The sequence below is a fragment of the Citrobacter sp. JGM124 genome (assembly GCF_018257795.1).
Classification (GTDB): Bacteria; Pseudomonadota; Gammaproteobacteria; order Enterobacterales; family Enterobacteriaceae; genus JGM124.
In genome coordinates this window covers 105,448-129,725 of record NZ_JAERJD010000002.1, presented here as the reverse complement: position 1 = coordinate 129,725, position 24,278 = coordinate 105,448, and the positions used below count along the sequence as shown (strand labels likewise).

Annotated in this window: 20 protein-coding genes and 1 pseudogene; 16 read left to right on the top strand and 5 right to left on the bottom strand. The window is 44.0% G+C overall.

Going from position 1 to position 24,278, the window contains the following annotated elements; genetic code table 11:
• Positions 1 to 72: 72 nt before the first annotated feature.
• Positions 73 to 981 carry a DMT family transporter gene (locus JK154_RS03140; RefSeq protein ID WP_349291089.1) on the bottom strand — a complete coding sequence of 303 codons (909 nt, stop codon included), beginning with the start codon at positions 979 to 981 and terminating at the stop codon, positions 73 to 75.
• Positions 982 to 1,296: 315 nt separating this feature from the next.
• On the opposite strand from JK154_RS03140, the gene JK154_RS03135 reads away from it, so the two are divergent.
• From JK154_RS03135 to JK154_RS03090, 10 genes and pseudogenes are all read left to right on the top strand, one after another.
• A complete protein-coding gene (locus JK154_RS03135) occupies positions 1,297 to 2,400 on the top strand; it encodes an NADH:flavin oxidoreductase/NADH oxidase (protein WP_211991054.1) in 1,104 nt (367 codons plus the stop codon).
• 236 nt (positions 2,401 to 2,636) lie between these two features.
• Complete coding sequence (locus JK154_RS03130; RefSeq protein WP_211991053.1) at positions 2,637 to 3,440, top strand: hypothetical protein; 804 nt, start codon at positions 2,637 to 2,639, stop codon at positions 3,438 to 3,440.
• Between the two features lie 206 nt (positions 3,441 to 3,646).
• Positions 3,647 to 4,228 carry a TetR/AcrR family transcriptional regulator gene (locus tag JK154_RS03125; RefSeq protein WP_211991052.1) on the top strand — a complete coding sequence of 194 codons (582 nt, stop codon included), beginning with the start codon at positions 3,647 to 3,649 and terminating at the stop codon, positions 4,226 to 4,228.
• A 32-nt stretch (positions 4,229 to 4,260) separates the two neighbouring features.
• Positions 4,261 to 5,149: pseudogene (locus JK154_RS03120) on the top strand (arginase family protein).
• A 189-nt stretch (positions 5,150 to 5,338) separates the two neighbouring features.
• A complete protein-coding gene (hmpA, locus tag JK154_RS03115; RefSeq protein ID WP_211991051.1) occupies positions 5,339 to 6,571 on the top strand; it encodes an NO-inducible flavohemoprotein in 1,233 nt (410 codons plus the stop codon).
• Between the two features lie 76 nt (positions 6,572 to 6,647).
• The gene (locus tag JK154_RS03110; RefSeq protein WP_211991050.1) at positions 6,648 to 7,103 is read left to right on the top strand and encodes an Rrf2 family transcriptional regulator; all 456 of its coding nucleotides are present in this window, start codon (positions 6,648 to 6,650) and stop codon (positions 7,101 to 7,103) included.
• 275 nt (positions 7,104 to 7,378) lie between these two features.
• Entirely contained in the window at positions 7,379 to 7,648 is a 270-nt protein-coding gene (locus tag JK154_RS03105; RefSeq protein WP_211991049.1) for a hypothetical protein, read from the top strand.
• 709 nt (positions 7,649 to 8,357) lie between these two features.
• Positions 8,358 to 9,812 carry a DUF308 domain-containing protein gene (locus JK154_RS03100; protein WP_249215754.1) on the top strand — a complete coding sequence of 485 codons (1,455 nt, stop codon included), beginning with the start codon at positions 8,358 to 8,360 and terminating at the stop codon, positions 9,810 to 9,812.
• 2 nt (positions 9,813 to 9,814) lie between these two features.
• A complete protein-coding gene (locus tag JK154_RS03095) occupies positions 9,815 to 10,585 on the top strand; it encodes a DUF4105 domain-containing protein (protein WP_211991048.1) in 771 nt (256 codons plus the stop codon).
• Between the two features lie 194 nt (positions 10,586 to 10,779).
• Positions 10,780 to 10,971 (top strand): CopG family transcriptional regulator, encoded by a 192-nt coding sequence (locus JK154_RS03090; protein WP_211991047.1) that lies wholly within the window; start codon positions 10,780 to 10,782, stop codon positions 10,969 to 10,971.
• Positions 10,972 to 11,005: 34 nt separating this feature from the next.
• On the opposite strand, the gene dauA is transcribed toward JK154_RS03090, so the two are convergent.
• Complete coding sequence (gene dauA, locus JK154_RS03085; protein WP_211991046.1) at positions 11,006 to 12,718, bottom strand: C4-dicarboxylic acid transporter DauA; 1,713 nt, start codon at positions 12,716 to 12,718, stop codon at positions 11,006 to 11,008.
• Positions 12,719 to 13,182: 464 nt separating this feature from the next.
• Here dauA and JK154_RS03080 point away from each other — a divergent pair, with 464 nt between their 5' ends.
• The 4 genes from JK154_RS03080 to JK154_RS03065 all read left to right on the top strand — a co-directional run bounded on the left by JK154_RS03080 (position 13,183) and on the right by JK154_RS03065 (position 19,211).
• Positions 13,183 to 14,364, top strand: coding sequence for a 5-methyltetrahydropteroyltriglutamate--homocysteine S-methyltransferase (locus JK154_RS03080; protein WP_211991045.1), 1,182 nt, complete (start codon positions 13,183 to 13,185; stop codon positions 14,362 to 14,364).
• Positions 14,365 to 14,800: 436 nt separating this feature from the next.
• The gene (locus JK154_RS03075; RefSeq protein ID WP_211991044.1) at positions 14,801 to 16,681 is read left to right on the top strand and encodes a beta-glucoside-specific PTS transporter subunit IIABC; all 1,881 of its coding nucleotides are present in this window, start codon (positions 14,801 to 14,803) and stop codon (positions 16,679 to 16,681) included.
• 17 nt (positions 16,682 to 16,698) lie between these two features.
• Positions 16,699 to 18,117 (top strand): glycoside hydrolase family 1 protein, encoded by a 1,419-nt coding sequence (locus tag JK154_RS03070; protein WP_211991043.1) that lies wholly within the window; start codon positions 16,699 to 16,701, stop codon positions 18,115 to 18,117.
• Positions 18,118 to 18,386: 269 nt separating this feature from the next.
• Positions 18,387 to 19,211: a BglG family transcription antiterminator LicT gene (locus JK154_RS03065; RefSeq protein WP_211991343.1), complete on the top strand. Its 825-nt coding sequence runs from the start codon at positions 18,387 to 18,389 to the stop codon at positions 19,209 to 19,211.
• A gap of 248 nt (positions 19,212 to 19,459) precedes the next feature.
• Here JK154_RS03065 and JK154_RS03060 read toward each other — a convergent pair whose 3' ends face one another.
• Positions 19,460 to 20,407, bottom strand: coding sequence for an AEC family transporter (locus JK154_RS03060; RefSeq protein ID WP_211991042.1), 948 nt, complete (start codon positions 20,405 to 20,407; stop codon positions 19,460 to 19,462).
• Positions 20,408 to 20,471: 64 nt separating this feature from the next.
• A complete protein-coding gene (gene mdlC, locus JK154_RS03055; protein ID WP_211991041.1) occupies positions 20,472 to 22,103 on the bottom strand; it encodes a benzoylformate decarboxylase in 1,632 nt (543 codons plus the stop codon).
• Between the two features lie 582 nt (positions 22,104 to 22,685).
• Here mdlC and JK154_RS03050 point away from each other — a divergent pair.
• Both JK154_RS03050 and JK154_RS03045 read left to right on the top strand, forming a co-directional pair.
• Entirely contained in the window at positions 22,686 to 23,405 is a 720-nt protein-coding gene (locus JK154_RS03050) for an AzlC family ABC transporter permease (protein WP_249215752.1), read from the top strand.
• Positions 23,402 to 23,692 (top strand): AzlD family protein, encoded by a 291-nt coding sequence (locus JK154_RS03045; RefSeq protein ID WP_211991039.1) that lies wholly within the window; start codon positions 23,402 to 23,404, stop codon positions 23,690 to 23,692. Before JK154_RS03050 ends, JK154_RS03045 begins: the two co-directional genes overlap by 4 nt.
• Positions 23,693 to 23,799: 107 nt before the next feature.
• On the opposite strand, the gene JK154_RS03040 is transcribed toward JK154_RS03045, so the two are convergent.
• Complete coding sequence (locus JK154_RS03040; RefSeq protein ID WP_211991038.1) at positions 23,800 to 24,255, bottom strand: Lrp/AsnC family transcriptional regulator; 456 nt, start codon at positions 24,253 to 24,255, stop codon at positions 23,800 to 23,802.
• Between the last annotated feature and the right edge of the window lie 23 nt (positions 24,256 to 24,278).

Sequence of the window (24,278 nt, the reverse complement as noted above, 5' to 3'; positions counted from 1 at the left end):
CATTTAGAATAATGAGGCGTGCACCGGGGTGCAAAGCCCATTAATGGATGAACGCAGGCCACTCCGGCTATGTTATTTACTGGCCAGGGCCACACCGCAGAAAATGGCCAGAATCCCCACCCCATGAAATAAATGTAATGGTTCCCCTAATAATATAATGGACAGCACAACGCCAAATACAGGGATAAGATGAATGCTCAGGCCCGCTTTGGCGGGGCCAATAAGTTCGACACAACGGCTGAACAACAAGTATGAAATAAACGAAGGGCCGAACCCCAGAAAAAGCAGTGCCAGTACGATGCCCGAACGCCACTGTACCGCTGGTCCAGTGGCATACTCCCAGGGCCATAATACCCCGACGACGATCAATGTAACCATGATTTGCATAGCGAGCAGACCTAACCGATTAATATCAGAAGGTATCTTTCGGAGTAACAGGGTATAGCATGCGAAGCAAGCCATGGCGGTCAGTAACAGGAGGTCACCGACGGAAAAGGTCAGTGTTAATAAGCCAGTGAGCTTGCCCTGGAAGATAATGACCAGCACGCCCAGGCAGGATAGTACCAGTCCAGTAGCCTGACGCCAGCTTAAGCGTGTACCGTAAAAAACGGCGGAAAACAGCATGATCAATACTGGGATGCATGAGTTAAGCAGTAAGGCATTCGTGCCGGAGGTCGAATGGAGTCCAAAGTAGACCAGCAGGCTAAAGGCCACAATTCCCAGCAATGAAAGAATAATAATCTGCCTGGCATAGGTGCGATAGCGGGGGAAGTCCCGTCTGATAAAGGGGAGCGCAAAGGGCAGAATCACAACCAGTGCGATAAGCCAGCGTAAAAACGTGAGTGTGATGGGGGGGACATCATGGCGTATTGCACGTCCGACAATAAAGTTACCTGCCCACAGGAGCGGCGGTGTGGCAAAAACCGCCAGTACCAAAAGTCGTGAAGGTACAGGACGAGAAATGGGGGGAGGTGATGACACAGCGGCATTCCTGAAGAAGGTCGGGTGGGAAGACATTATTGCTTAATTTCCGGGGAGGCTTCCATTGATATCGGTATCTTATGTCCAGGATATTCCTCGTGACGGGGATCTTTTCTTCAGTCAGGTTTCCTCTGCCTGGCGGATAAACGCCTGTAATGACGCCAGCATGCCCATATTTTCCTCTCCGATTGTTTCATTGATCATTGCCTCCGGAACAAAGCTGTATTGCGTGCCAGTTAAATCGTCAAGCGAGACTTTGACCTATAATACGAAGAACGATGGTAATTTTATATTCAGTAGCCTGGAGAAATGAGAATGTCAGCACCTAAGCTATTTTCACCATTACGTATCAGAAATCTGGAACTTGAAAACAGGATTGTGATAGCCCCTATGTGCCAGTACTCAGCAGAGAATGGTTGTATGAGTGACTGGCATGCTATGCATCTGGGGCAACTGGCGCAGTCGGGCGCGGGGTTGCTTACCATTGAAGCAACGGCTGTATCCCCTGAGGGGCGAATTACTTACGGCGATGTTGGTCTCTATGATGATCAATCTGAAGCAGCGATTAGGAAGGTTCTCCAGTCCGTCAGGAAATGGTCCGGCATACCTGTTGCTATCCAGCTGGCGCATGCGGGCAGAAAAGCCTCTACTTATAAGCCGTGGGATAGACACGGACAAATCCCACCCGATCAAGAAGGGGGGTGGCAAACCCTGGCTCCGTCATCCATTCCTTATAGTGAAGGGTATACGGTTCCAACGGCCCTCGACGATAAGGGGCTGGCTGAAATTCGTTCTCAGTTTTCCAGTGCGGCAAAACGTGCGGCCAGTCTTGGTATTGATCTGATTCAAATTCATGCCGCGCATGGTTATTTGCTGCATCAGTTTTTATCGCCATTATCAAACCAGCGTACAGATAACTATGGTGGCTCATTTGAAAATCGGGTTCGTTTCCCTCTGGAAATTTTTGATGTCGTTCGTGATGCTTTCCCGTCAGAAAAAGCAGTGAGTGTCAGGATCTCAGCAACGGACTGGGTTGAGGGAGGGTTCTGTCTTGAGGAAGCCGTTGCGTTTTCAAAAATGCTGGAAGCCAGGGGGGCTGATGCTATCCATGTATCAGGCGGGGGGCTTCATCCAGACCAGGAAATTCAGGTGTATCCTGGGTATCAGGTGCCATTTGCCAGAGCAGTCAAAGCGGCTGTGAATATCCCCGTTATCGCTGTCGGGTTAATTACAGAGCCTGAGCATGCTGAAGCGATTGTGTCGGGAGGGGATGCTGATTTCATTGGTGTCGCCCGTACTGTGCTTTATGATCCTCGCTGGCCATGGCATGCCGCAGCGAAGCTGGGGGCGAGGGTACATGCAGCTGATCAGTATTTACGGTGTCAGCCTCATGGTTTAAAGGATCTCTTCAAAGCTTGATTCTGCCATTATCCCGGTCTGAAAGGTACCGGGATTCCTTTTCAGACGATGGTTGCTGTACGCGGATAAGCGTTCCTGGCCCCATAACAAAAGTCATACTGTATACTGTCTCTCTGTGCAGCCAGTCGGATAATCCTCCCGGTTGCCTGACCCATGTTATGTCGTTGCGAAGAGATAGCATCAGTGTCGAATCGTAATGTGTTCATTCACCCTGTCAAATACAGTGAATCTTGAAAATGAATATTACTGACAACATTTTAGATCTTGTCGTGATGAATTCGGTTGTGCTTTTTGTTGTGATATTCCTGCTAATGTTCGGCGCCTCTCTGCTGGGAAAATATATTTGTAAGAAGCGGAAACGTGATGACGAGCGGGCAGATGATGAGGCAAAAATTATTCTGGGTGCGTTATTATCATTACTTTTTCTGGTGATGGGTTTTATTCTCTCTATTGCCATTGGTGGCTATAACGCGCGTGAACAGACGGAAGAGCAGGAAGCCATCGCTATTGCTAATGCCACACAAAGCACTGCCATGCTGAGCGAAGAAGATCAGAAAGTCGCTTATCCTTTATTGCAGCAGTATCTGACTACCCGTATCGCTTTTTTTAACTCGGGGACGCATGTTTACTCCCGAGTATTGCAGAATCAATCCATTGATATCCAAAAGGCACTGTGGACCATTGCGATGGCAGAAGCTAAAACTACCCCGGTGAATGGATTCAGTCTGGTATTGAGTTCCTATACGGAGCTGTACAACTCCCAGGCAAGAACAACCGCCGGCTGGCGAGATCAAATTCCCAAAGCAGCCTGGCTCCTTTTGATTATCTTTTCTGTCGCAGCAAACTACCTGATAGGGCATAACATTCGTGGATTGCGTGGCCGAAATTCATTGATTCTGACCTTACCATTATTGACCACAATGGCACTCTTTATGATTGCTGAAATTGATGTCCCCGGGGAAGGGGTCATTTATGTTAAACCCGATAATTTAGTGACGTTACAAGAATCGCATTTTATTCCTTCTCTGACTGAACACTGAGTCTGGTATTTCGGCACCGTTTGTCGAATGGCAACCTGTGCCTGTGTGTATTACACAGAGGCTGGTGGGTTTACCGCCCCCCATTACGCCAGTGAGGCGTGGGGGGTATAGCAGACGAGTGATCGGTTTATTCTTTTTCATTTGCAAATCTGCATTTCTCTTTTAAAATGAATGAACGTTCATTCATAAATGAGGTAACAGTGACTATGGCCTGTTCTACTCGCGATAAAGTGCTTCTGGCTGCGGCGCAAAGTTTCTCTCAAAAAGGCTTCAGTGCTACCAGTATTGGTGATATAGCGCGGTGCGCGGCCATCAGCCAGGGTGCCATGTACAACCATTTTCGTAGCAAAAATGAATTGATTGTGGCTATCGTGAATGACGCAACAGAGAGTGCCCTGGCAGTATATGCGGAGCCCTATGTGGGATCGTCACTTGATCACCTTTGTGAACTTATGAATAACTGCATCACCAAATCAGGTTATCCGATTGAGCCGGCCCTCTGGATAGAAATCATCGCGGAAGCAGCAAGAAACAGTGATGTAAACAGGGCGTTTACTGAGGCAGATATTGCGATGCGTGGCGCATTAAAGAACATAATTACACGAGGTATCGAACGGGATGAATTCAGGGAGACAGACCCGGAAGAAATATCCATTGTCTTGTTTGCCATGCTTGATGGTTTGCTGGCAAGGCGCGCTTACATGCCGAATTTTAAATTACAGGAAAACCTGACCTCATTAAAAAAAGTGGTAGCCAGAATAATGGGGGTCCCCGAGGCTGCCTGCTAATTAACATATCACACATTATTCTGGAGTGACTTATGAGCAATGAAACATCAACCCTGCGCCTGGTTTTCCCGCAATGGCAGGGAGGGAATAACCCGCCTTATTATCTTGGGTCTCTTATGCTGGAATGGCTGGCACCGGAAACGCGTAGTGCCGTTGAAACGGTCAGGGTGCCGGCTCCACAACCGGGACACACAGAACTCAAAGAAGAAAACGGTATTAATGGTCGTTCTGCTATTAACATGCAGCTGGCGGATGCCCGGAACCTTATTCATAAACATCAGCCAGAGAATATTGCCACTCTGGGGGGGGGATTGCCTCGTTTCGCTGGCTCCTTTTGCATGGTTGCAAGAAAAGTATGGTGATAAATTAGGGGTGTTGTGGATAGATTCTCACCCGGATGTACAAACACCGGCGCAATTTTCTAATGCTCACGCCCATATTCTGGCCGCATTGATGGGGATCGGAGATACTGATTTAACCTCCGTGGTGAGTAGGCCTCTGGCCGCGGAAAAAATAATGATTGCTGGTATTCATGACCCTCTGCCATATGAAGCTAAATTCATTTCTGAACATGGGATAGCGACATGCTCGCCTGATGAAATCCGCAGCGGGGTGAGCAAGGTCGTCGACTGGATCACAGAACAAAAAATAGAATATCTGGCAATCCACATTGATCTTGACGTGCTGGATCCTCAGCTATTTCGTTCGGTTTTATTTGCTCGCCCGGGGAGAACAGCCGGAGAATTCGGACATGTAGCAGAAGGTAAACTGACGATAACAGAAGTGCTCGATATTGTCAGTGAAGCAACGTTACAAGCCAGGCCAGTTGGCCTGACAGTATCAGAGCACCTTCCCTGGGATGCCATCAATATAAAAAATATGCTTGAACGCTTGCCCTTATTGGGAGGAAAGAGTCAGTGATGCATGATTCAGCACTCTGAATCAAAAGAACCATCTGATGATCTGGGTTTTTTATGCGGCCAGATTTTCAGATGGGGTCATTTGTATTAGTACATACATCAGTCGGTTCCCGGTGGAAAGCAAAGCAATTGTCATTCCACGCTTAAAGGTGTATTTTGAATGCATCTTTAAGCGTGAGGAGTCGATAACATGTTGACCACAGAACAGAAAGCGTTGGTTAAAGCCACCGTCCCAGTATTAAAAGAGAGCGGGGTTGCCCTGACTGATTACTTTTACAAACGTATGTTGGGAAACAATCCGTCTCTTAAAGAGACCTTTAACCTCGGGCACCAACGGAGCGGAGCCCAGGCCCAGGCGCTTGCTGGTGCCGTGCTGGCTTATGCTGAAAATATCGATGATCCTTCAGTGCTGGCTCCCGTTATTGAGCTTATCTGCCATAAGCATGTGAGTTTAAATATTCAGGCACCTGACTATAATATTGTCGGGGAAAATCTGCTCCATTCGATCAGTGAAGTGCTCGGCATCCCGATGGATGACAAATTAATCGTTGCCTGGGGGGCGGCTTATCAGCAGCTGGCTGATCTCTTTATAGAGACGGAAAAATCACTCTATCAGCAACATGAGAAAAGTCAGGGCAGTTGGCTGGGCTGGCGTGAATTCGTGGTTGAACGTAAAGAACGTGAAAATAGTGAGATAACGTCGTTCTATCTGGTACCTAAAGATCAGCAGGCACTACCCGACTACCAGCCAGGGCAATACATTACGGTGCGCGTTACGGTGCCTGAATTAGGCATTAAGCAGCCTCGGCAGTATACATTGTCAGACAGCCCGTCAGGCAAGTATCTACGAATTTCAGTAAAACGAGAAGATGCCCATCGTGAAGGGCAGGATCCTGGCTATGTCTCTTCAACACTGCATAATGTGATCAATGAAGGCGATGTGATTGAAGCCAGTGCGCCAACGGGGAATTTTTTCCTGGTGAATCAGAAAAATAACAATGTGCTGATCAGCGCAGGTATTGGTCTGACACCAATGATAGCGATGTTAAACCAGCTTATCTCACAGACGGATTCTGATAACGAGGTTAAAAAGCAAATCAGTTTTATCCATGCTGCACGTAACCCTGAAGTGCATGCTATGCGTAAAGAGGTCAAAACGCTCAAAAACCTGTACAATAATCTGCACACCTATATCGCCTATGAGGCGGTGACTCAAAATGAAGTATTGGGTGAAGATTATCAGGCCCAGGGCCGTCTGGATCTGCAACAGGTTCCGGCAGAATGGTTACCAAAAGATGCTGATTACTATATTTGTGGCCCCATTCCGTTTATGCATCAACAGAATGCAGCCCTGCGGGCGATAGGTATCCCACAACAGCAGATCTATTGTGAGGCATTCGGTACCGGGGGAGTAACACCATAATATTATCTGACTTCCTTTGCCGGAAGCGCAGATGACTCGCCAGGGGGGAAGTTTGCCCCTGGCATGAGAGGACACCATGAAGCTTCACCAGTTTACTGATCTTGGTTTACGCACGCTGATCTTCCTGACGCAGCCTGCCAGAAGTACGCCATTTACTATCAACCAAACGGCTGGTGAACTTCAGGTATCAGTAAACCATCTTGTCAAAGTGGTCCATTTTATGGGACAGCAGGGATGGGTAAAGACCGTGCGTGGTCGTAATGGTGGCATTTATCTGGCTAAAGCATTAAAAGAGTATTCTCTTGGCGATATTGTTCAAGTACTCGAGGAACGAGCGGATGAATCAAAACATATTGTTAACTGTTACAGTCCTCTTTGCCCACTGATCAATCACTGTAATCTGAATGGCATGCTGCAGGGTGCTATGCAGGTGTTTATTACCCATCTGAATCAATACACGCTTGCAGATGCTGTGCGTAACCGACAAACATTGAACGAATTAATGCGTATCCCCCTGACTACACTCGAATGAACCAACATATAACCATCTGTTTTTAATGAAAAAATAGAGAAACACAAGATTTCATGTGTCAATACATGACATCTGATAATGTAGAAATATTACAACAGAATACGTTATAAAGTTTTTGTTCGCATGTCATTTAATAATGACGAACATATTTCTGACACTATTATTTAATAAATACTCTTGATAGCAATGGACTATTTTAAGTGTCAGATCATCATGAATAAATCCATAAGTCTTAATAGTGAAAGACAGATGCACTTAACCGCTATGGAATAAATATGAAAAAATATATTTTCTTTATCAGTGGTGATAAAACTAAAATAATACCCAAAGAGGCTCTTAACCGTGTGTTACTCCATAGCTTAAAAGAAGAGGGGTTTAAAAGACATTATGTGGAGATCAGTGCTGAAAATAAAAAACAAGCTATCGCTATACTCCATAAAAACAATGAAGATAATTTAACTGCGTTGGCGGAATTTTCTGGGGATATATTGCTTTATGTCTTTCTTGTTTTCTTATGCTTAGTGGTTTTCTATTTTAATATTTAAAATCAGCCCACAATATTACTCCAGGTTCTGTTTTCGCATAGAAATAATGATACAGGTATATTTTACTGATGTAGCCCGTCACTTAATGGTATAAGTTGATAGCACGTGGGATATTGACAGTTAAAATACTGTTAGTGTTTTGCAGTCTACCAACGTCATTTCTTGCACTCTACGAACCTGACATGGATGTATTGTAAAGAGTAAAAAAAGGTCAATATCTGAACGGATATTGACCTTTTTTTACATCAGAATAAGGGGCCTATGAGAAGCGTGGTATCAAACTATCCGTAAAAAAGTATTTTTTTATAAAATACCGCAATTATTAAATTAACAGCATAAATGTTTGATTTCTGTGGTGGCTGTTACAAGAATCTTCGGGGCTGTATTTTTCAATTCAGCAGATTATGCTGAAAAGCATGTGGATGTGTTACCCGGGGGAGATATCAAGATAAATCATGATACGGCTTAATTCATTGAAAAAATGAATACTTATAAAAGTATATGTTTCCAGTGAGGTGATGTGAATGAGGTCTCGATAGATGTCCAATTAACAGGAGGTAACAATTTGACTTTACTGTAGAAAGACGTGTTTATTAATTTAATTTATTATAATAGAATAAAATCCAAGTTTGTTAAATGATTTAACTTAAGTCGCAAACATTGTTAACGTGCTGATTTAAAATAAAGTTTTCTCTGGAATGTGCTGGCAATGGCTCAATATCCGGAGCAGAAGACGTTGTTAAATTTGGAGAATAGTATGGTTCAGCTAGTGATGATTCTACTGGGTATAGACTATCTACGTGCTCGCTGGCGCAGTGTTTTTATTGTCGGCGCGGTGGGTATCTTCGCTGGCCTGATTATCTTTATCGATGCGCTGGATAACGTTATCTTTTTTCCTTTAATGCCTTTTGCCTGTCTTCTGTTAATAGAGGGAATAGCCACATTGTTGGTTGCTCATACGGGGATTGGTGGGCAGCGGACATTACGCTATGTTAAAGGTGCGGCGTTTGCCCTTGCGGCGATATTAATTCTCGGCGGGCAGGCTTACGGTAATTTTATTCTGGCGCTTATTTTCGGCACTCTTTTCCTGGCCGACGGGCTATTACAAATTATCACCGCCGCTGTGGTGCGTTTCAGAAAATGGAAGCTGGTGGTGGCTGGTGGAGTCGTCGAAATCTGTTTAGCTATTTTCTTCTATCAGCCTTATCCAACGCATTATAAAGGAACCGTTGCTTTTGGTTTAGGACTGGGTCTGATGCTGGGTGGGCGTAATATGATAGCCCTGGCTATGCGTGTTAAAAAGATGCATTCAAATCCAGCATTTCGTGGTGATAAAGCGGCTGAAAAGTCCAGCAGTGTGAAGACTAACCCTGATATGGTTGAATGGTGGGACGGCCCGCCAGCAGATGATGAACCCGCTCTTACCATACATGTGTGGACACCTGCCGGGACATCTAAAAGTAGCGTTGTGCCACACCCTATCATTGACAGATATATTGCAGCGGTTGATAGCGATGGTGTTATTTCAACCGGGCACGCTGCTCTTGAATCACCAGATGGTGTTTACATCAGTCTCTATCCTGCGGAAGACTTGGATCGTTCACCGGATCAGTTTGCCCGTTTATTACGGGCAACCGTTGATAATAATGTCGCTGGAGTTTTTCAGCCTGATTACAAAACGGAGTCCAGTCAATGGTGCCATTCAACAATAAAAGTCAGAATAAGGAATTATGACGCACAAAGTTTAAAACTTTTCTGGGATAAGTACCGTCAGGACAATACCTATAACCTCACGCATCGGAACTGTTCCAGTAGCGTTGCCAGAGCATTAGAAGCGGCACTTGAGGGCGTGATTGGGCGAATTTGGAGCCATCGGGGGCATTGGTGGATACTGACCCGTATGATGCTAACGCCTGAACTTTGGGTTGCTATACAAATACGTAAACGGGCCAAAACAATGGCCTGGACTCCGGGCCTGACTCTTGATTATGCACGAGCGCTCAGCATGCTGGCTGATCCTCGCCCTGCAGGCTGGTGGGCGACCATTAAGCGTGGTGTTAAAAAAATACTTTCCTCACGTAACCGTCAGGAAGAGAAAAAAGAGAAGGGGAGCCGTGCTTATTTCGGGGGCCGTCATTCAGTAAAAAACAAAAGTGAAAAATAACTATGCCATGGTTGACGTCAGCAGCACCAAGTAATGATAAAGACTGGATTCTGGAATACGCCAAGTTACCACAGGTGGAATGGTTAGGGGAGCATGACATCATGCTACGTAATATCAGGAATTTTAGGTATAACGGTAGCGTGACGGATTATGTCCCGGCCTGGTATGATGATGAATTCAATCTGAAAGAACTTGATTCTGTTGATGTCATTGCCTCCTACTGGTCAGGTGAGGCTATTGCTCACTTATTTTTAAGCTTTGGTTTTAAAGATGGTCGCCATCTGGCCATCTCTATTGAAACACGCCGTAGCGCTGAACAGCGGTATTCTACCTGGCGCGGCTTGTTCAATCACTATACCCTGACTTACGTTCTGGCCGATGAACGGGATTTAATTGGTGTCAGGACAGACGTGCGTAAAGAACGCGTGTATCTTTATCCTATTAATATTTCACCGGAGATGGTTCAGGCTCTTTTTTTAAATTATTTAGATCGAATAGATAAGCTCAACCAGCACCCGGAGTTCTACAATACATTCCTCAACAATTGCACAAGCAATATTTTAAATCATGCTGCATCAGTTTCTTCAGATATCAAATATAACTGGAAGGTATTAGTGAGTGGTTATGCTGACCGATATATATATGACATGGGACTGCTGGATAGTACTCTGCCATTTAAAAAATTAAAGGAAACATGTCTGATCCAGCGGTTACCGGATGCATTGATTGACTGTGGGTATTCAGAGGCAATACGCTCAAAAATATCAAAATAGCACAGTGGGAAAATATTATAGCCGATGATTATTTTCTGGCTGGAATGATGATGCCACCATGCGGCCAGCAGGGGCTGATATTATTCTTAGTCAGGTCGTTACGCTGCTGCTGCCCTGTCGTTGTATGAATTATTTCGAGTATATAGCAGGTATGCTATTATCATTTGATTATCATAACAGCGAGTAAAAGTATCATGGAAAAGAAGACTGCGCGGCTTACTGTCCTGATTGATCCACAAAAAAAGAGCGCACTGGAAACGCTCTGCCAGCAGCAAGATTTGACCCCCTCACAGGTAGTTCGGCAATTAATTCGCGACTATCTACAGAAGCATGGTGTTGAGTACAGTACCCGGAGTGACTCTGCCACGACCAGGAACAATAACTGATATTAGCAGAGCGTCTGTATGGATCCCTGTGCAGCTATTTCGACACGTTGGCACAGTCTGGCATGTTTAATGCGTGAAATGCTTCCGGAAGCGTGGCATAGAATGACAGTCTTCCCTCAATGGGCTGTATCTGCGCCCGTGCCAGTGTTTTTAAGGGCTGGAAAGGAATATCCGTAATAATCAATTGCCTGCCTTCAGGTAATACTTCAATAAAACGCTGTAAAGCATTCAGGCCGCCAGCATCGAGCACGGGTACAGCATCCCATTGCAGTATAATGATCGGGTTATCTTTGGCGTAAACCAGTAGTTCATCAAAAATACGTTCGGCTGCCGCAAAAAATAATGGCCCGTTAACCCGTAATACCAGCACCCCTTCTTCGGCTCCCCGCTGACTCAAACGTGTCATTCTTGCTATGCGGCGCATAAAAAGCAATGAAGCCAGGACAATACCGATTGTGATCGCAATGACCATATCGAACAGTACTGTCAGGCTCAGGCATAGCAGCATCACCAAAATATCATCCTTAGGTGCCCGCCGTAGCAGATAGATGACTTTATGCGCTTCACTCATATTCCAGGCCACGATGAGAAGCAGGGCCGCCATCGCTGCCAGTGGTAAATAGGATAACCAGGAAGCCAGTGCCAGCAGGGCCAGAAGTACCAGTAGTGCATGGATAACCGCGGCAATCGGGGACGTTGCACCGGCCCGGACATTTGCGGCGGAGCGTGCAATCGCGGCGGTGGCCGTAATACCGCCAAAAAATGGGGCAATAATATTCCCTATACCCTGGCCCAGTAATTCGCCATTGGCACTGTGCTTGGTTTTTGTCATGCCATCCAGAACGACGGCACAAAGTAATGATTCAATTGCCCCCAGCACTGCCATAGAAAAGGCCACGGGTAACAAGGCTGAAAGTGTCTGCCAGTCCAGGGCTAATGGCTGGCCATTGGCCGCGGGTAAATTCCAGGGAAGTAATAAATGGGGGAGAATAGGGGGAATACCTTGCCCCTGACTGCCATCTGCCAGCTGATAAGTAAAACTGGAACCAATGGTCGCCACATGGTAACCACACAAACTGAGTAGCCCCATCACTGCCGTACCGGCTAATAACGCCGGCAGGTGACCGGGGAGACGTAACTTTAGCCTGGGCCAGTAGATAAGAACCGCCAGAGTGACAGCGCCAATGAGTGTATCCCCAGGATGCAGGGATGGAAGTGCTGAGAACAAGGTCTGGATTTTACTGACATAAGTTTCAGGCATATGGGAAATTTGCAGCCCGAAAAAATCTTTGATTTGCATGGTTGCAATGGTAATGCCAATGCCCGAAGTGAAGCCCAGAGTAACTGGCAGAGGAATGTATTCAATCAGACGACCGACCTTTGCCAGCCCCATAACGACCAAAATGATCCCAGAAAGCAAAGTTGCCACTAATAGACCAGATAAACCGAATTGTTGCGAAACGGGGTATAAGATGACCACAAACGCTGCCGTCGGCCCGGAAACACTATAACGAGAACCGCCACTCATGGCGATGACCAGGCCGGCGACCGCCGCGGTGTACATACCGTATTGGGGGGGAACACCACTGGCAATCGCCAGGGCCATTGCCAGTGGTATCGCGATGATTCCCACGGTAATACCGGCAATAGTATCTTTTAACAAACGTTGTCGGGAGTAGGGTTCTTTCCAGCAGGCAGCAATCAATGCGCTAAACGGGCGAACGGTACTAATTTTGGGTGTAGTCATGACAGATATGAGCCAAATCAGTTAAAGAAAACGACATGGCGGGCCGGATAAGGTCCGTCGTAGTGAGACCATATACTTGGTGTCTGGATAGCAGTGATGATTTTCGCGTATTTCATGCTAATAACATTATAATGTTATTAGCATATGATACTGCTAACACCAGATAAAATCCAGGTCAGATAATGACCTGGATCAGAAGCGCTTCTTTTAGATGGTTTTCTTTCAATTGGTCGAATAACGGCAGGTCTAAAAAGGAGTAGAAATAGCCAAAACCCGTACTTAGTTACATCATACATAAGATTATGCTATCTAAAACAACCGACAATCTGAGCACCAGTGATAGCCATCGGCTCATTAAGGTCAGATGAATTTTCTCGAATACAGGATGACTAATTTTCACCATCTTTCCACTGTGTTCGGGTGTAGTATTTCCATTACCCTATAAAAATTCAGAGAGTCTCGTTTTGAAAAATAACCACTATATTCCTCCTTTCCGTGCTGATGTCGTAGGAAGCTATTTGCGACCGGATTATTTGCATGCGGCACGCAGTCAATTTACGTGTGGCGAAATAGACCAGGCGGCGCTCACTCGGGTTGAAGATCGTGCAATAAGCGAACTTATATCTAAACAGAAATCCCTCGGTTTACATGTGATAACGGATGGTGAGTTTCGCCGTAGTTGGTGGCATCTGGACTTTATGTGGGGGTTGCATGGCGTTGAAAAAGCAGAACTTAAGCAGGGATATATTTTTGATGGTATCGAAACACGCCCTGAAACAGCTCGCCTTACAGGCAAAATTAGTGGTAAGAATCATCCCTTCATTGAACATTTTAAATTTCTGTTACCTTATGCGGATTCCAATACTGTGCCCCGGTTGACAATTCCGGCGCCTGCACAGTTCTTCAAGGAACTTTATCGCCCTGAAAATAAGCAGGCCACTGCAGATATTTATCCGCAACAAGATGAACTCATTGCCGATATTATTAAGGCATACAAAGAGTTCATCGATGATCTCTACAAAGCAGGATGCCGTAATTTACAACTTGATGACTGTACTTGGGGAATGATGGTTGATGCTCGTTACAATAATGCCGGTGTTGCTATTTCGTCTCAAGAGCAAAATAATCATTGTGATTGCCATTCTTCGTCCCACACGGTCATTAGTGATGATATTAACGCGCTTACAGAACTTTTATTGCGTGTCAATAATGGGGCCATTGAAGGCTCTCCCCAGGACTTAGTTATTACCACCCATGTGTGCCGTGGTAACTACCGTTCGACCTGGGCTGCAAGTGGGGGATATGCCCCGGTTGCTGATGCACTGTTCGGACGTGAAAATGTCTCTGCATATTATTTAGAATTTGATACTGAGCGTGCAGGTGATTTTTCGCCCCTGGCAGCCGTGTCAGGCAACAAACAAGTCGTGCTGGGCCTGATCTCTTCTAAATTTGGGCAATTGGAAGATAAAGCGAGTGTCATTGGGCGTATTCGTGAGGCAGCACAATATGTTCCGCTGGAACGCCTGTGCTTAAGCACACAATGTGGTTTTGCCTCAACAGAGGAAGGTAATGCACTGACTGAAGAGCAACAGTGGGCCAAAATCGAACTGGTTAAACAGATTGCTGCAGAGGTCTGGAAGCCATAAGCTCAATCACACTTCCAAATGAGTTATGTGGAATCTGCCAGGGTAATATAATGAATATCTTGCAGATTTCACGCTGTACCGGGTTGACGACTATATAACTATGGCTGAAAAATACTTCTCGTACTCGTGAGTTACACGTTGTATACACCTTCCCATATTCCTGCCATATTCAGTATCAATTATTTGGGGGAGTAACGGACTTAACTTAATGCTGAAAAGTTATTTTCATGCGCTAAATCACAAATTTTAGCAACGGGAATTGTTTCCCGGCACCAGATTATTTATATCTGTTTGCAATGTAAGGACGTTATTGGGCATAGCCTGAGCGAAACCTGACCTGACCGTAGATATCGTTATATTTTCGATATTCTGCAGTGAGGTCAGGTTTTTTTTTGGGCTCTGGAAAATAAGCCAAGTATACCTTTAAGGTAACTATATGAATAATAAAGAACTAGCGACTGATATCCTACGTATGGTCGGCGGTGAAGAAAATGTAATCAATGTTGTGCACTGTGCGACACGGTTGCGCTTTTCTCTCCGAGATATACAAAAAGCAGATGTAATAGCATTGGAGAATCTGGATGGTGTGATAACGACCATGAAGGCTTCTGGTCAATTTCAGGTAGTGATAGGTAATCGTGTGGCCGATGTTTACCGGCAACTTTGTAATATTTCCTCACAGCTGAATGATGACACGCCTAATCAGAGTGGTCACCAAACTCAGAAAACAAATGCGGTTAGTCGCTTAATTGATATTATTTCATCAATTTTTACACCACTACTCGGCGCAATGGCTGCGGCGGGGGTTTTGAAAGGTTTACTAAGCATTATTCTCAGTGAAGGCTGGATGAACAAAACTGAGACTACCTATATTATTCTTTCTGCAGCTGCTGATAGTCTTTTCTATTTTTTACCTATATTACTTGCCGTAACAACGGCACGTAAATTTCAGGGCAATATCTATGTTGCAGCCTCTATTGCTGGGGCTCTCATTTATCCGACAATTCTTGAACTCTATACCAATGATGTAGAAACCACGTTTTTTGGTATACCCGTTATGATTATGAAGTATACCTCATCAGTCATTCCTATCATTCTCGCTATTTGGGTCATGTGTCATCTTGAACGCTTACTTAATCGGCTGATACATGAAACTGTTCGGAGCATTGTAACGCCTTTTTTATTGCTAGTTATTATCGTTCCTTTAACCCTGCTGACGATTGGTCCAATCGGTATTTATACCAGTGAAATAGCCGCTAGCTTCTTTGTCATGATCTTCAGCTTTAACTCTATTTTAGCCGGCGCACTGATTGCTGCAGTATGGCAAATATTGGTTATCTTTGGAATGCACTGGGCATTCACCCCGGTCATCATTAATGATATTACAACCATCGGCCGCAGCACGCTAAAGGCAGCTACGGTACCTGCAGTATTTGCCCAGGCAGGGGCAGTTCTCGGCGTTATGCTAAAAACCAAAAATAAGAAAATGAAGGCGCTGGCTGGCAGTACATTTATAACGGCATTGTTTGGTATCACCGAGCCTGCGGTTTATGGTGTGACATTGAAACTGAAAAAACCGTTTATTTGTGCTGTCATTGCGGCTGCCGTGGGGGGAGGTATCGTTGGCTACTCGAATAGTGCAGCAATTTCTACAGGTATTCCAAGTCTGATTACACTCCCCATTTTTTACGGTGAAGGTTTTGTTGGCCTTTTGATTGGTATTAGCGTTTCTTTTGTACTGGCTGCTATCCTGACTTATATCGTTGGCTTTAATGACACACCGGAAGATGTTGCCAACAAAGATCCACTGGTTGTAAATCCAGAAGATCTTAAAAATACACCAGAGACTAAACAACCTGCGCCATTAGCTGAAAAGATCAGTGCTCCAATGAGTGGCAAGATTATGGCGCTGAGTGAAGTGAACGATAAAGTGTTTTCCAGTGGTGTTGTTGGTCAAGGATTAGCGATTCAACCGGATAGCAATCAAGTATTTTCACCCGTTAATGGTGTGGTCGCCGCTACCTTCGACTCAGGTCATGCATTACAAATCATTTCGGACAATGGCGCGGAGATCCTCATTCATGTGGGGCTGGATACTGTTCAGCTAAATGGGCAGTTTTATACTTTACATACGGCAGCAGGGCAACAAATCAAACAAGGTGATCTATTAATAGACTTTGACAGGATTGCTATCGAAAAAGCAGGCTATGACACAATTACCCCAGTGATAATAGCTAATGCAGAAGACTATAAAAATATAGAAATACCTGAACAGCAGAAGGTATGCCCGGGTGACTTGTTGCTAACATTATCTTAAGAGTTAAGGAGTGAATAATGAAATACCGTCAGTTAAAACCTTTTCCAAGTGATTTTTTATGGGGAGCATCTACCTCTGCTTATCAAGTTGAAGGCGCATGGAATGAGGGTGGGAAAGGACCATCGGTTATCGATGCCCGGACACATTATCCTGAGGGAACCACTGATTTTACTGTTGCCAGTGATCATTATCATCGTTATCGGGAGGATGTTGCATTATTTGCAAAATTGGGGTTTAAAACATATCGGTTTTCTATTGCCTGGACGCGTATTATTCCTGATGGCGATGGGGAAATTAATCAGGAAGGTATCGAGTTTTATCACAATTTAATTAATGAAATTTTAAAACACAATATTGTACCTATTGTAACTATGTATCATTTTGATCTGCCTCAGGCATTGCAACAACAGGGTGGGTGGTACAATCGTAAGACAGTAGATGCTTTTATTCGTTATGCAAATGTTTTATTTGAAGAGTATGGTGAGAAAGTTAACTACTGGCTTACTATTAATGAACAAAATCTAATGATTTTACAAGGTGAGGCATTAGGAACATTGGATCCTCATCTGGCTACACAAGCCGATAAAAAGAAAAACCTTTACCAGCAAAATCATCATATGATGGTTGCGCAGGCGGCGGTAATGTGTGATTTACATAGTAAATTCCCACAGTCTAAAATTGGGCCAGCCCCTAATATTGCCGTCATTTATCCAGCAAGTAGTAAGCCAGAAGATATTCTCGCTGCATTCAATTATAATGCCATTCGTAACTGGCTATATCTGGATATGGCTGCTCGCGGTGAATATAATTCACTGGCCTGGCAATACATGGTCGAAAAAGGCTATGCCCCGGAAATATTACCTGGTGATGTGGATATTCTTAAAAGCGGGAAACCAGATTTTATTGCTTTTAACTATTACACAACACAAGCCGTTGAAGCCAGCCGTGGTGATGGCCAGGATGAAGTTATTCGTGGTGGTAATAAATTACTGAAATCAGGTGAAGAGGGGGTTCACCGTGGAGCAGCAAATCCATATTTACCACGTACTGAGTTTGGAACTGAAATTGATCCAGTTGGCTTTAGAAATACACTGCGTGAAATCTGGGATCGCTACCATTTGCCATTGTTGATTACTGAAAATGGATTGGGAGCATTTGATAAACTTAATGATCAGGGTGAAATTGACGACAGTTATCGTATTGATTACTTACAGCGTCATATAGAGCAAATGCAACTGGCTATTACCGACGGTGTGGAGGTTTTTGGCTATACGCCATGGTCCGCTTTAGATTTGATATCCACCCATCAAGGTTGCTCTAAACGTTATGGTTTTATTTACGTCAATCGTGATGAGTTTGACTTAAAAGATCTGCGCCGCATACCTAAAAAGAGTGCTGCCTGGTATAGTGATGTGATAAAGAAAAATGGTATTTAATTGCTTAATATCAATTGGTTAAATTAACGTCACTTACCGATAAAGTCGCACAGCAAGTTGACACGGAAATGCGTTAGGATGTAGTGTTGAAGAAGAGAGAAAACGTAAAATTTCTCTCTTCTTTTATAGATGTTAGTGATGCTTTTTTTGCTAATTATCTCTGTATCTGATCGCATCATCACGGGTGATTTGATTAGTGTAATAAACGTACTCTATGGCGATACCAGTGGCATGGGATACGGAACGTATTGTTGAAAGAGGTAGTAGTGATTACAGTAAAAAAAATATTAAGTAATAATGCTGTTATTGCCTTAGATGATCAACATCGTGAAATTGTTGCAATTGGTCGTGGGATCGGTTTTGGAAAAAAAGAAGGGGATGATGTCGACGCTCGTATCATTGAAAGCCAGTTTTTGAAAAAGAGTGGGGGAGTTAGTGATGTTATCAATGAGCTAGTGAATACAATACCTATAGACTGCCTGCTTATAACACAACATATTTTGCAATTAGCACAAGCGCGCTTATTTATTACTGTACAGGAAACCTTGATTTTTGCATTGAGTGATCATATCAATTTTGCGGTACAACGTTATAAAAAAGATCAGCAAATAAAAAACATGTTATTGTGGGATATAAAGAAGTTTTATAGTGCGGAGTTCTGTATTGCTCAGGAAGCATTGCAATTGATCAATGAAAAATTTGGTGTGCAGTTACCTGAAGATGAAGCAGGATTTATTGCACTACATATAGCCAATGCTCAGACTAATGATATGCATGGTACCCTGCAAAGTGCCACCATCATCAAAGATATTTTAACAATCATTAAAATAGAGTTAAAAATAAATCATGACGAGAACAGTATTAACTATCAAAGATTGATCACGCATTTAAAATTTTTTTCTATCCGCATGTTACACCGAAAAAATATCGAGCATGAAGATAAGCAGCTTTATGAGGGTATCAAAGAGGCAATGCCTGATGCATGGTTATGCGCTCGTAAAATAAGCGGTTATGTGAGTAAAAACTATGGTGATCCCCTGACCATGGATGAAATGATGTTTTTGACCATTCATATCAACCGGCTGATTGAGTGACTCATTACTTACGGCCTGTCATATAAGACAATAACTCTATCCCTGATAATAAAGTCTCCTCTTTATAATATATACTCTCCGGTGAGTATATCTCTTGCCAGGAGAGTAAAAGCCAAAAATAATCTGACAGAAACCAGTAATGTTTTAGTAACTGTCAGACCCAGCTACAGGCTCAATATTCATGAAGAGAATTAATCACCTTGCCATATATTTAAATGAATACTCTTCAGTCAGCATTATAATACTGGCTAACTACTGGTAAGCCAGATAAAACCTCCCATTGTGATCACTGAAAGAATAGTACTCCAAAACAAGGTTGATGCCATTTCTTGTTCTCCTGTCTTATATTCCACAGCAAAAATGACAGCTATTGATGCCGTTGGAATCGCTAACGTAACGGAAACTAAACTGCGTTCTACATGGGGTATTGATAATGCAATCATCATGGCAAGGATAACTAAAGGTAATACAATATTTTTACTTAACACATTGATTATCACAGGGACAGAAACACTTATTTTCTGTGCGTAAAGTACAGCACCGACGGCAAACAAAGCAACGCCTCCGGTAGCTTGACCTAATAAAATAAAAGAACCTTTTAAAAATTTTGGCATATCCAAACCAATCAATAATAAAATAAAGGCAAGGATAGGGGCCCAAACAACAGGCTGTATCAGTGAGTTCTTTATACTGTTAATAAATATTGAAAAAACATTTCCGTTGCTTTTCTGTGAATCATTATTGCTACCGGCTAAAAATATCAATGCTAAAGGGACCTGAATCAAATTCATTAACAGACTACCGACAGCAATAGCAATATCAGCCTCGGCAGGAAACAATACCCCCAGAACAGGTGTGCCAACAAAAGGTACAGCAGGGCCTGCGATGGCAATAGCACGCAGTGCAGCCAGCCGGGAACTTGATTTGAAAAGAATAAATGAGATAAGAAAGACAGCAGCAAATCCACCGATCATTCCAATGAATACCCATAAGAAAACATCAGCATTCTTGACAATGTCAGTTAGCGGTGTGCTGAGTATCCCTGAAAATAATAACAAAGGTAATGCGTACAGCATGACCATTCTGTTTAATACCGTCGCCTGGTCTTTATTAAATTCATGGCGGGAGCCAGCAAAATATCCGAGTAACAATGTTACAACGATAGGTAATAATGCGGTGATGATTGTATCTAACATTAAGTGACCTCTTATTTTAGAGGGTAGGGCGTAGTAAATAATCTACGCCCTTGGTTTTGTTTAATTATAATAAAGGTGGTGTTGTTGGAACAACAGGCACTTCAATGACGGTAGGGACTGAGCGCGAAAAAGCTTCTTTACATATTTCGTTTATTTCATCCAGCGTCTCAGCCCTGACGCCAATACAACCATAACCTTTTGCCAAAGAAACAATATCCAGATCTGGCAAATCAAGCCCCGGAACGCCTGGCGCATTCTCCAGTTCAGCGAAAGACTTCAGAATGGCGTATTCACCGTTGCGCGGCACAACAAATAGTACAGGCAATTTAAGCTGAGCGGCCGTCCATAACCCTTGAATAGAGTATTGTAACGACCCATCCCCGATGATGACCAGAACAGGACGATTTCGGCCACTGTCTCTCTCCGCCAGAGCTATACCTATGCTTGCAGGCAAATTCCAGCCTAAGCTTCCACTCGCGAACGTATAAAAAGAATCAGGTTGATTAATCGGCCATGCGGTATGCAGTTCACCCAAATTAGAAGGTGACTCTTCAATAAGTACAGTGTTATCCGGTGTAAATTGACGAAGTCCCTGAAAAAGAGCTAACGGAGAAAGGAGTCCACCTTTTTCTTCCGTCGTAGATGCAGCAGGGTGAGGAGACATTCTATGTTTTAGGCGCGGGGGTTCAGATACCGAGGCATTTCTCTCTGTTACAAGCCCAACTAATGCTTTTAATGCCAGTACTGGGCTGGATAATAGGCTATCGCCAACAGGTGCTCTTCCCGCTTCACCCGGATCATCTGTGATATGGAGTAGTTGTAAACCTTCTGGAATATACTCGCCCGCGACATAAGGATAATACCGGAATACAGGGGCGCCAATGACAATAGCAACATCATACCCCGCGAGTTTTTCTGATAATGGCCCGATAGCAAAAGGTAGCCCCCCCGCGTAGAGCGGGTGCTCTTCAGGAAAGGAGGGAACCTCTGATGCCGGGGCGCAGAATACATGGCAATTTAATTTTTCGGCTAATTGAATGCCAATATTCCAGCCTTCTCCTTTGGCAATACCCGGGCCATATATCAGCGCCGGCTTTTTAGCTTTTGATAGCTTTTCTGCAAAGTCAGATATACGAACAGGGTCTGGCCCAATTTGCGAGGCCACACTACGCACGACGGCACTCTCTGAAGCGGGCTTATCCCAGTCATCTAAAGGGATGGATAAGAATACAGGGCCTGCAGGGGGTTGCACTGCCATTGCATAAGCACGCATAAATGCAGCAGGGACATCTTCTGCTCTGACAGGTTCATAGCTCCATTTTATCCAGGGCTTAGGGAGTTCAGCAGGTGATACATTTGTTAGCCACGGCTCCATAAGAAGCATTTCACGTGTTTGATTTCCTGCGGTAATAATCAAAGGCGTTTTATTTTGAGCGGCTGTCATAATATTGCTCATTGAGTTACTAATGCCAGCGGAAGTGTGGACATTAACAATGGCAGGTTTTCTGGTCGCCTGAGCATAGCCGTCTGCTGCGCCTACAGCCGATGACTCATGCAGTGTTTGTATATAACGGAAATCTTTAGGGAAATTTTTTAAAAAAGTTTCTTCAGTTGAACCAGGATTACCAAATAAAGTGGTTAATTGCAGTTCACGTAATAGTTCAAAAGTGACATCACGAATCGTTTTCACAGTCATAAGTGTTCCTTATATCCTATAAGATAAATTGTATTGATGGATACTAAAGTTATTCTTATTTAGTTCCCATAATTAAATCCACTCACGTGTATAATAGGATACAGTATAGCCCCGATTATGAACTCAACAAGTCTGTTATGGCTGGATGTCCATGCCATTAATATATGATGCATTATAAAAAATAATTATTATGTATTCTCGCTGTGATAACTAAAATGTACAGAGTGGCAATATATTTTATATTAATGATATATTTTCTAGCCTTGTGAAATAAACTGTAATGCCATTATTTAAAATAATTACCTACATCTATGCTGAACTGTACATCTCTTTGTGAGTGATACTGGCTCAGGTCTGGGGCATGGTGGTCTCAACTGTGCAGGGCATTTCTTTGATGCTGAATACCACAGAAAGCCTCACTATTTCACCATGATAAATCACTACGCAATAGTTAACTTATAAAATAACAATCACAGCAATAGGGTGCCAAAAAATCTTGAAAATGATACCGCATCGCAACCCTATGCCAGTAAAGGTCACTTAAAATAACTGATCTTAAATAGGTCAGTTATGCGAAAAAAAATGCACAATTATTTGCCACAATGCAGAACAGAAATCAGACGCGGCGCTATTGCGTCTTTGCCCGTGTTGTTCGGTTTGATCCCCTTTGGCCTACTATTAGGTACCCAGGCTGTACAAAAAGGTTTGTCCGTTGAAGCACTGGCGTTGATGACAGGCCTCAATTTTGGCGGGGGTTCTGAATTTGCAGCAATTGCTTTATGGAGTTCCACACCTCAAATGCTGACTATCGTATTGGTCAGTATACTGGTGAATAGTCGGCATCTGGTTATGGGCGCATCGCTTACGCCCTATATCCGGCACCTTCCTCGGCGTAAAGCCTTGCCAGCCCTGTTTTTAATGTGTGATGAAAGCTGGGCAATCAGTATCGCCGATGCTCGTCGGCGTCAGGTTTCGGGTGAGGCGGAGTACCTTAGCCTGGCATTTTATCTGGGACTTGCCAGTTCGATGTGGATTATATGGGTAGGCTCAACCGTGGCAGGGGCTTTAATTGGGCCGCTGTTGGGGGATATTACCCGCTTTGGATTTGATATGGCGTTTCCTGCCGTTTTTTTTGTGTTGCTAAAGGGAATGTGGAAAGGGGTATATGCAGCATTACCTTGGCTGGTTAGTCTCATTTCCGCCGGTGTCACCTGGCATTTTGTTCCTGGTGCAGCTTATGTGCCGGTAGGTGCTTTCAGCGGTATCGTCACTATTCTATTTCTGCACAGGAAACCTGTATGAGCCTTACCCTGATGACCATTCTTTTTATGGCTATAACAACCTGGTTAACACGTATCACCGGGTATTTGTTACTCCGTGACAGAGTATTAAGCCCTCGTTTATCAGCTGTCATGGAGATAGCGCCCGGCTGTGTCCTGATCACCGTAATTGCACCACACTTTGTGACAGCAGAACTGGCTGATATTATGGCCTTGTTGATTTCATTGTTGGCAGCAATACGTTTTTCATTGTTTCCGGTGGTGATCATCAGTGTCGTTACCACGGCCATATTACGTTATTTATTTTAAGAAAATATCCTGTAAAAAATGATACCGCATCCTCCTTCGCGGAGCCGGATGTATTATTTTATATCGTTCCTGGTGATTATCGGCGGGTTGAATTCTCCCGCCGATAATTATTTAAGAGGAAGTTCAGACGTTTGTTTAATGGTTTGCATCGGGAGATCGGTTTTCAGGCTTTGGACGCCACGAATGCGTGCCAGGTGATCAGTCTGGAATTTTCTGTAGGTACTTAAATCAGATGTGACGACACGCAGCAAAAAATCACAGTCACCAGCCATTAAATGACACTCTACAACTTCAGGTAGTTGTTTGATTTCTCGGCAAAAGTGTTCGACTGTTTCCTCATCCTGACGAGTCAGCCAGACCCTGACAAAGACTGTCATATCCAGACCAAGCGTCCTGGGATTAAGTATGGCAACATACCGGCTAATCATACCGGCTTCTTCGAGCGATTTAACTCGCCTCAAGCAAGGGGAGGGAGAGAGCCCGACTTTATCCGCCAGAATATTATTCGCGATTCGACCATCTCGTTGTAATTCTTTCAGAATCCGAAGGTCTGTCTCATCCATTTTTAGCACCCATTCTGTATATC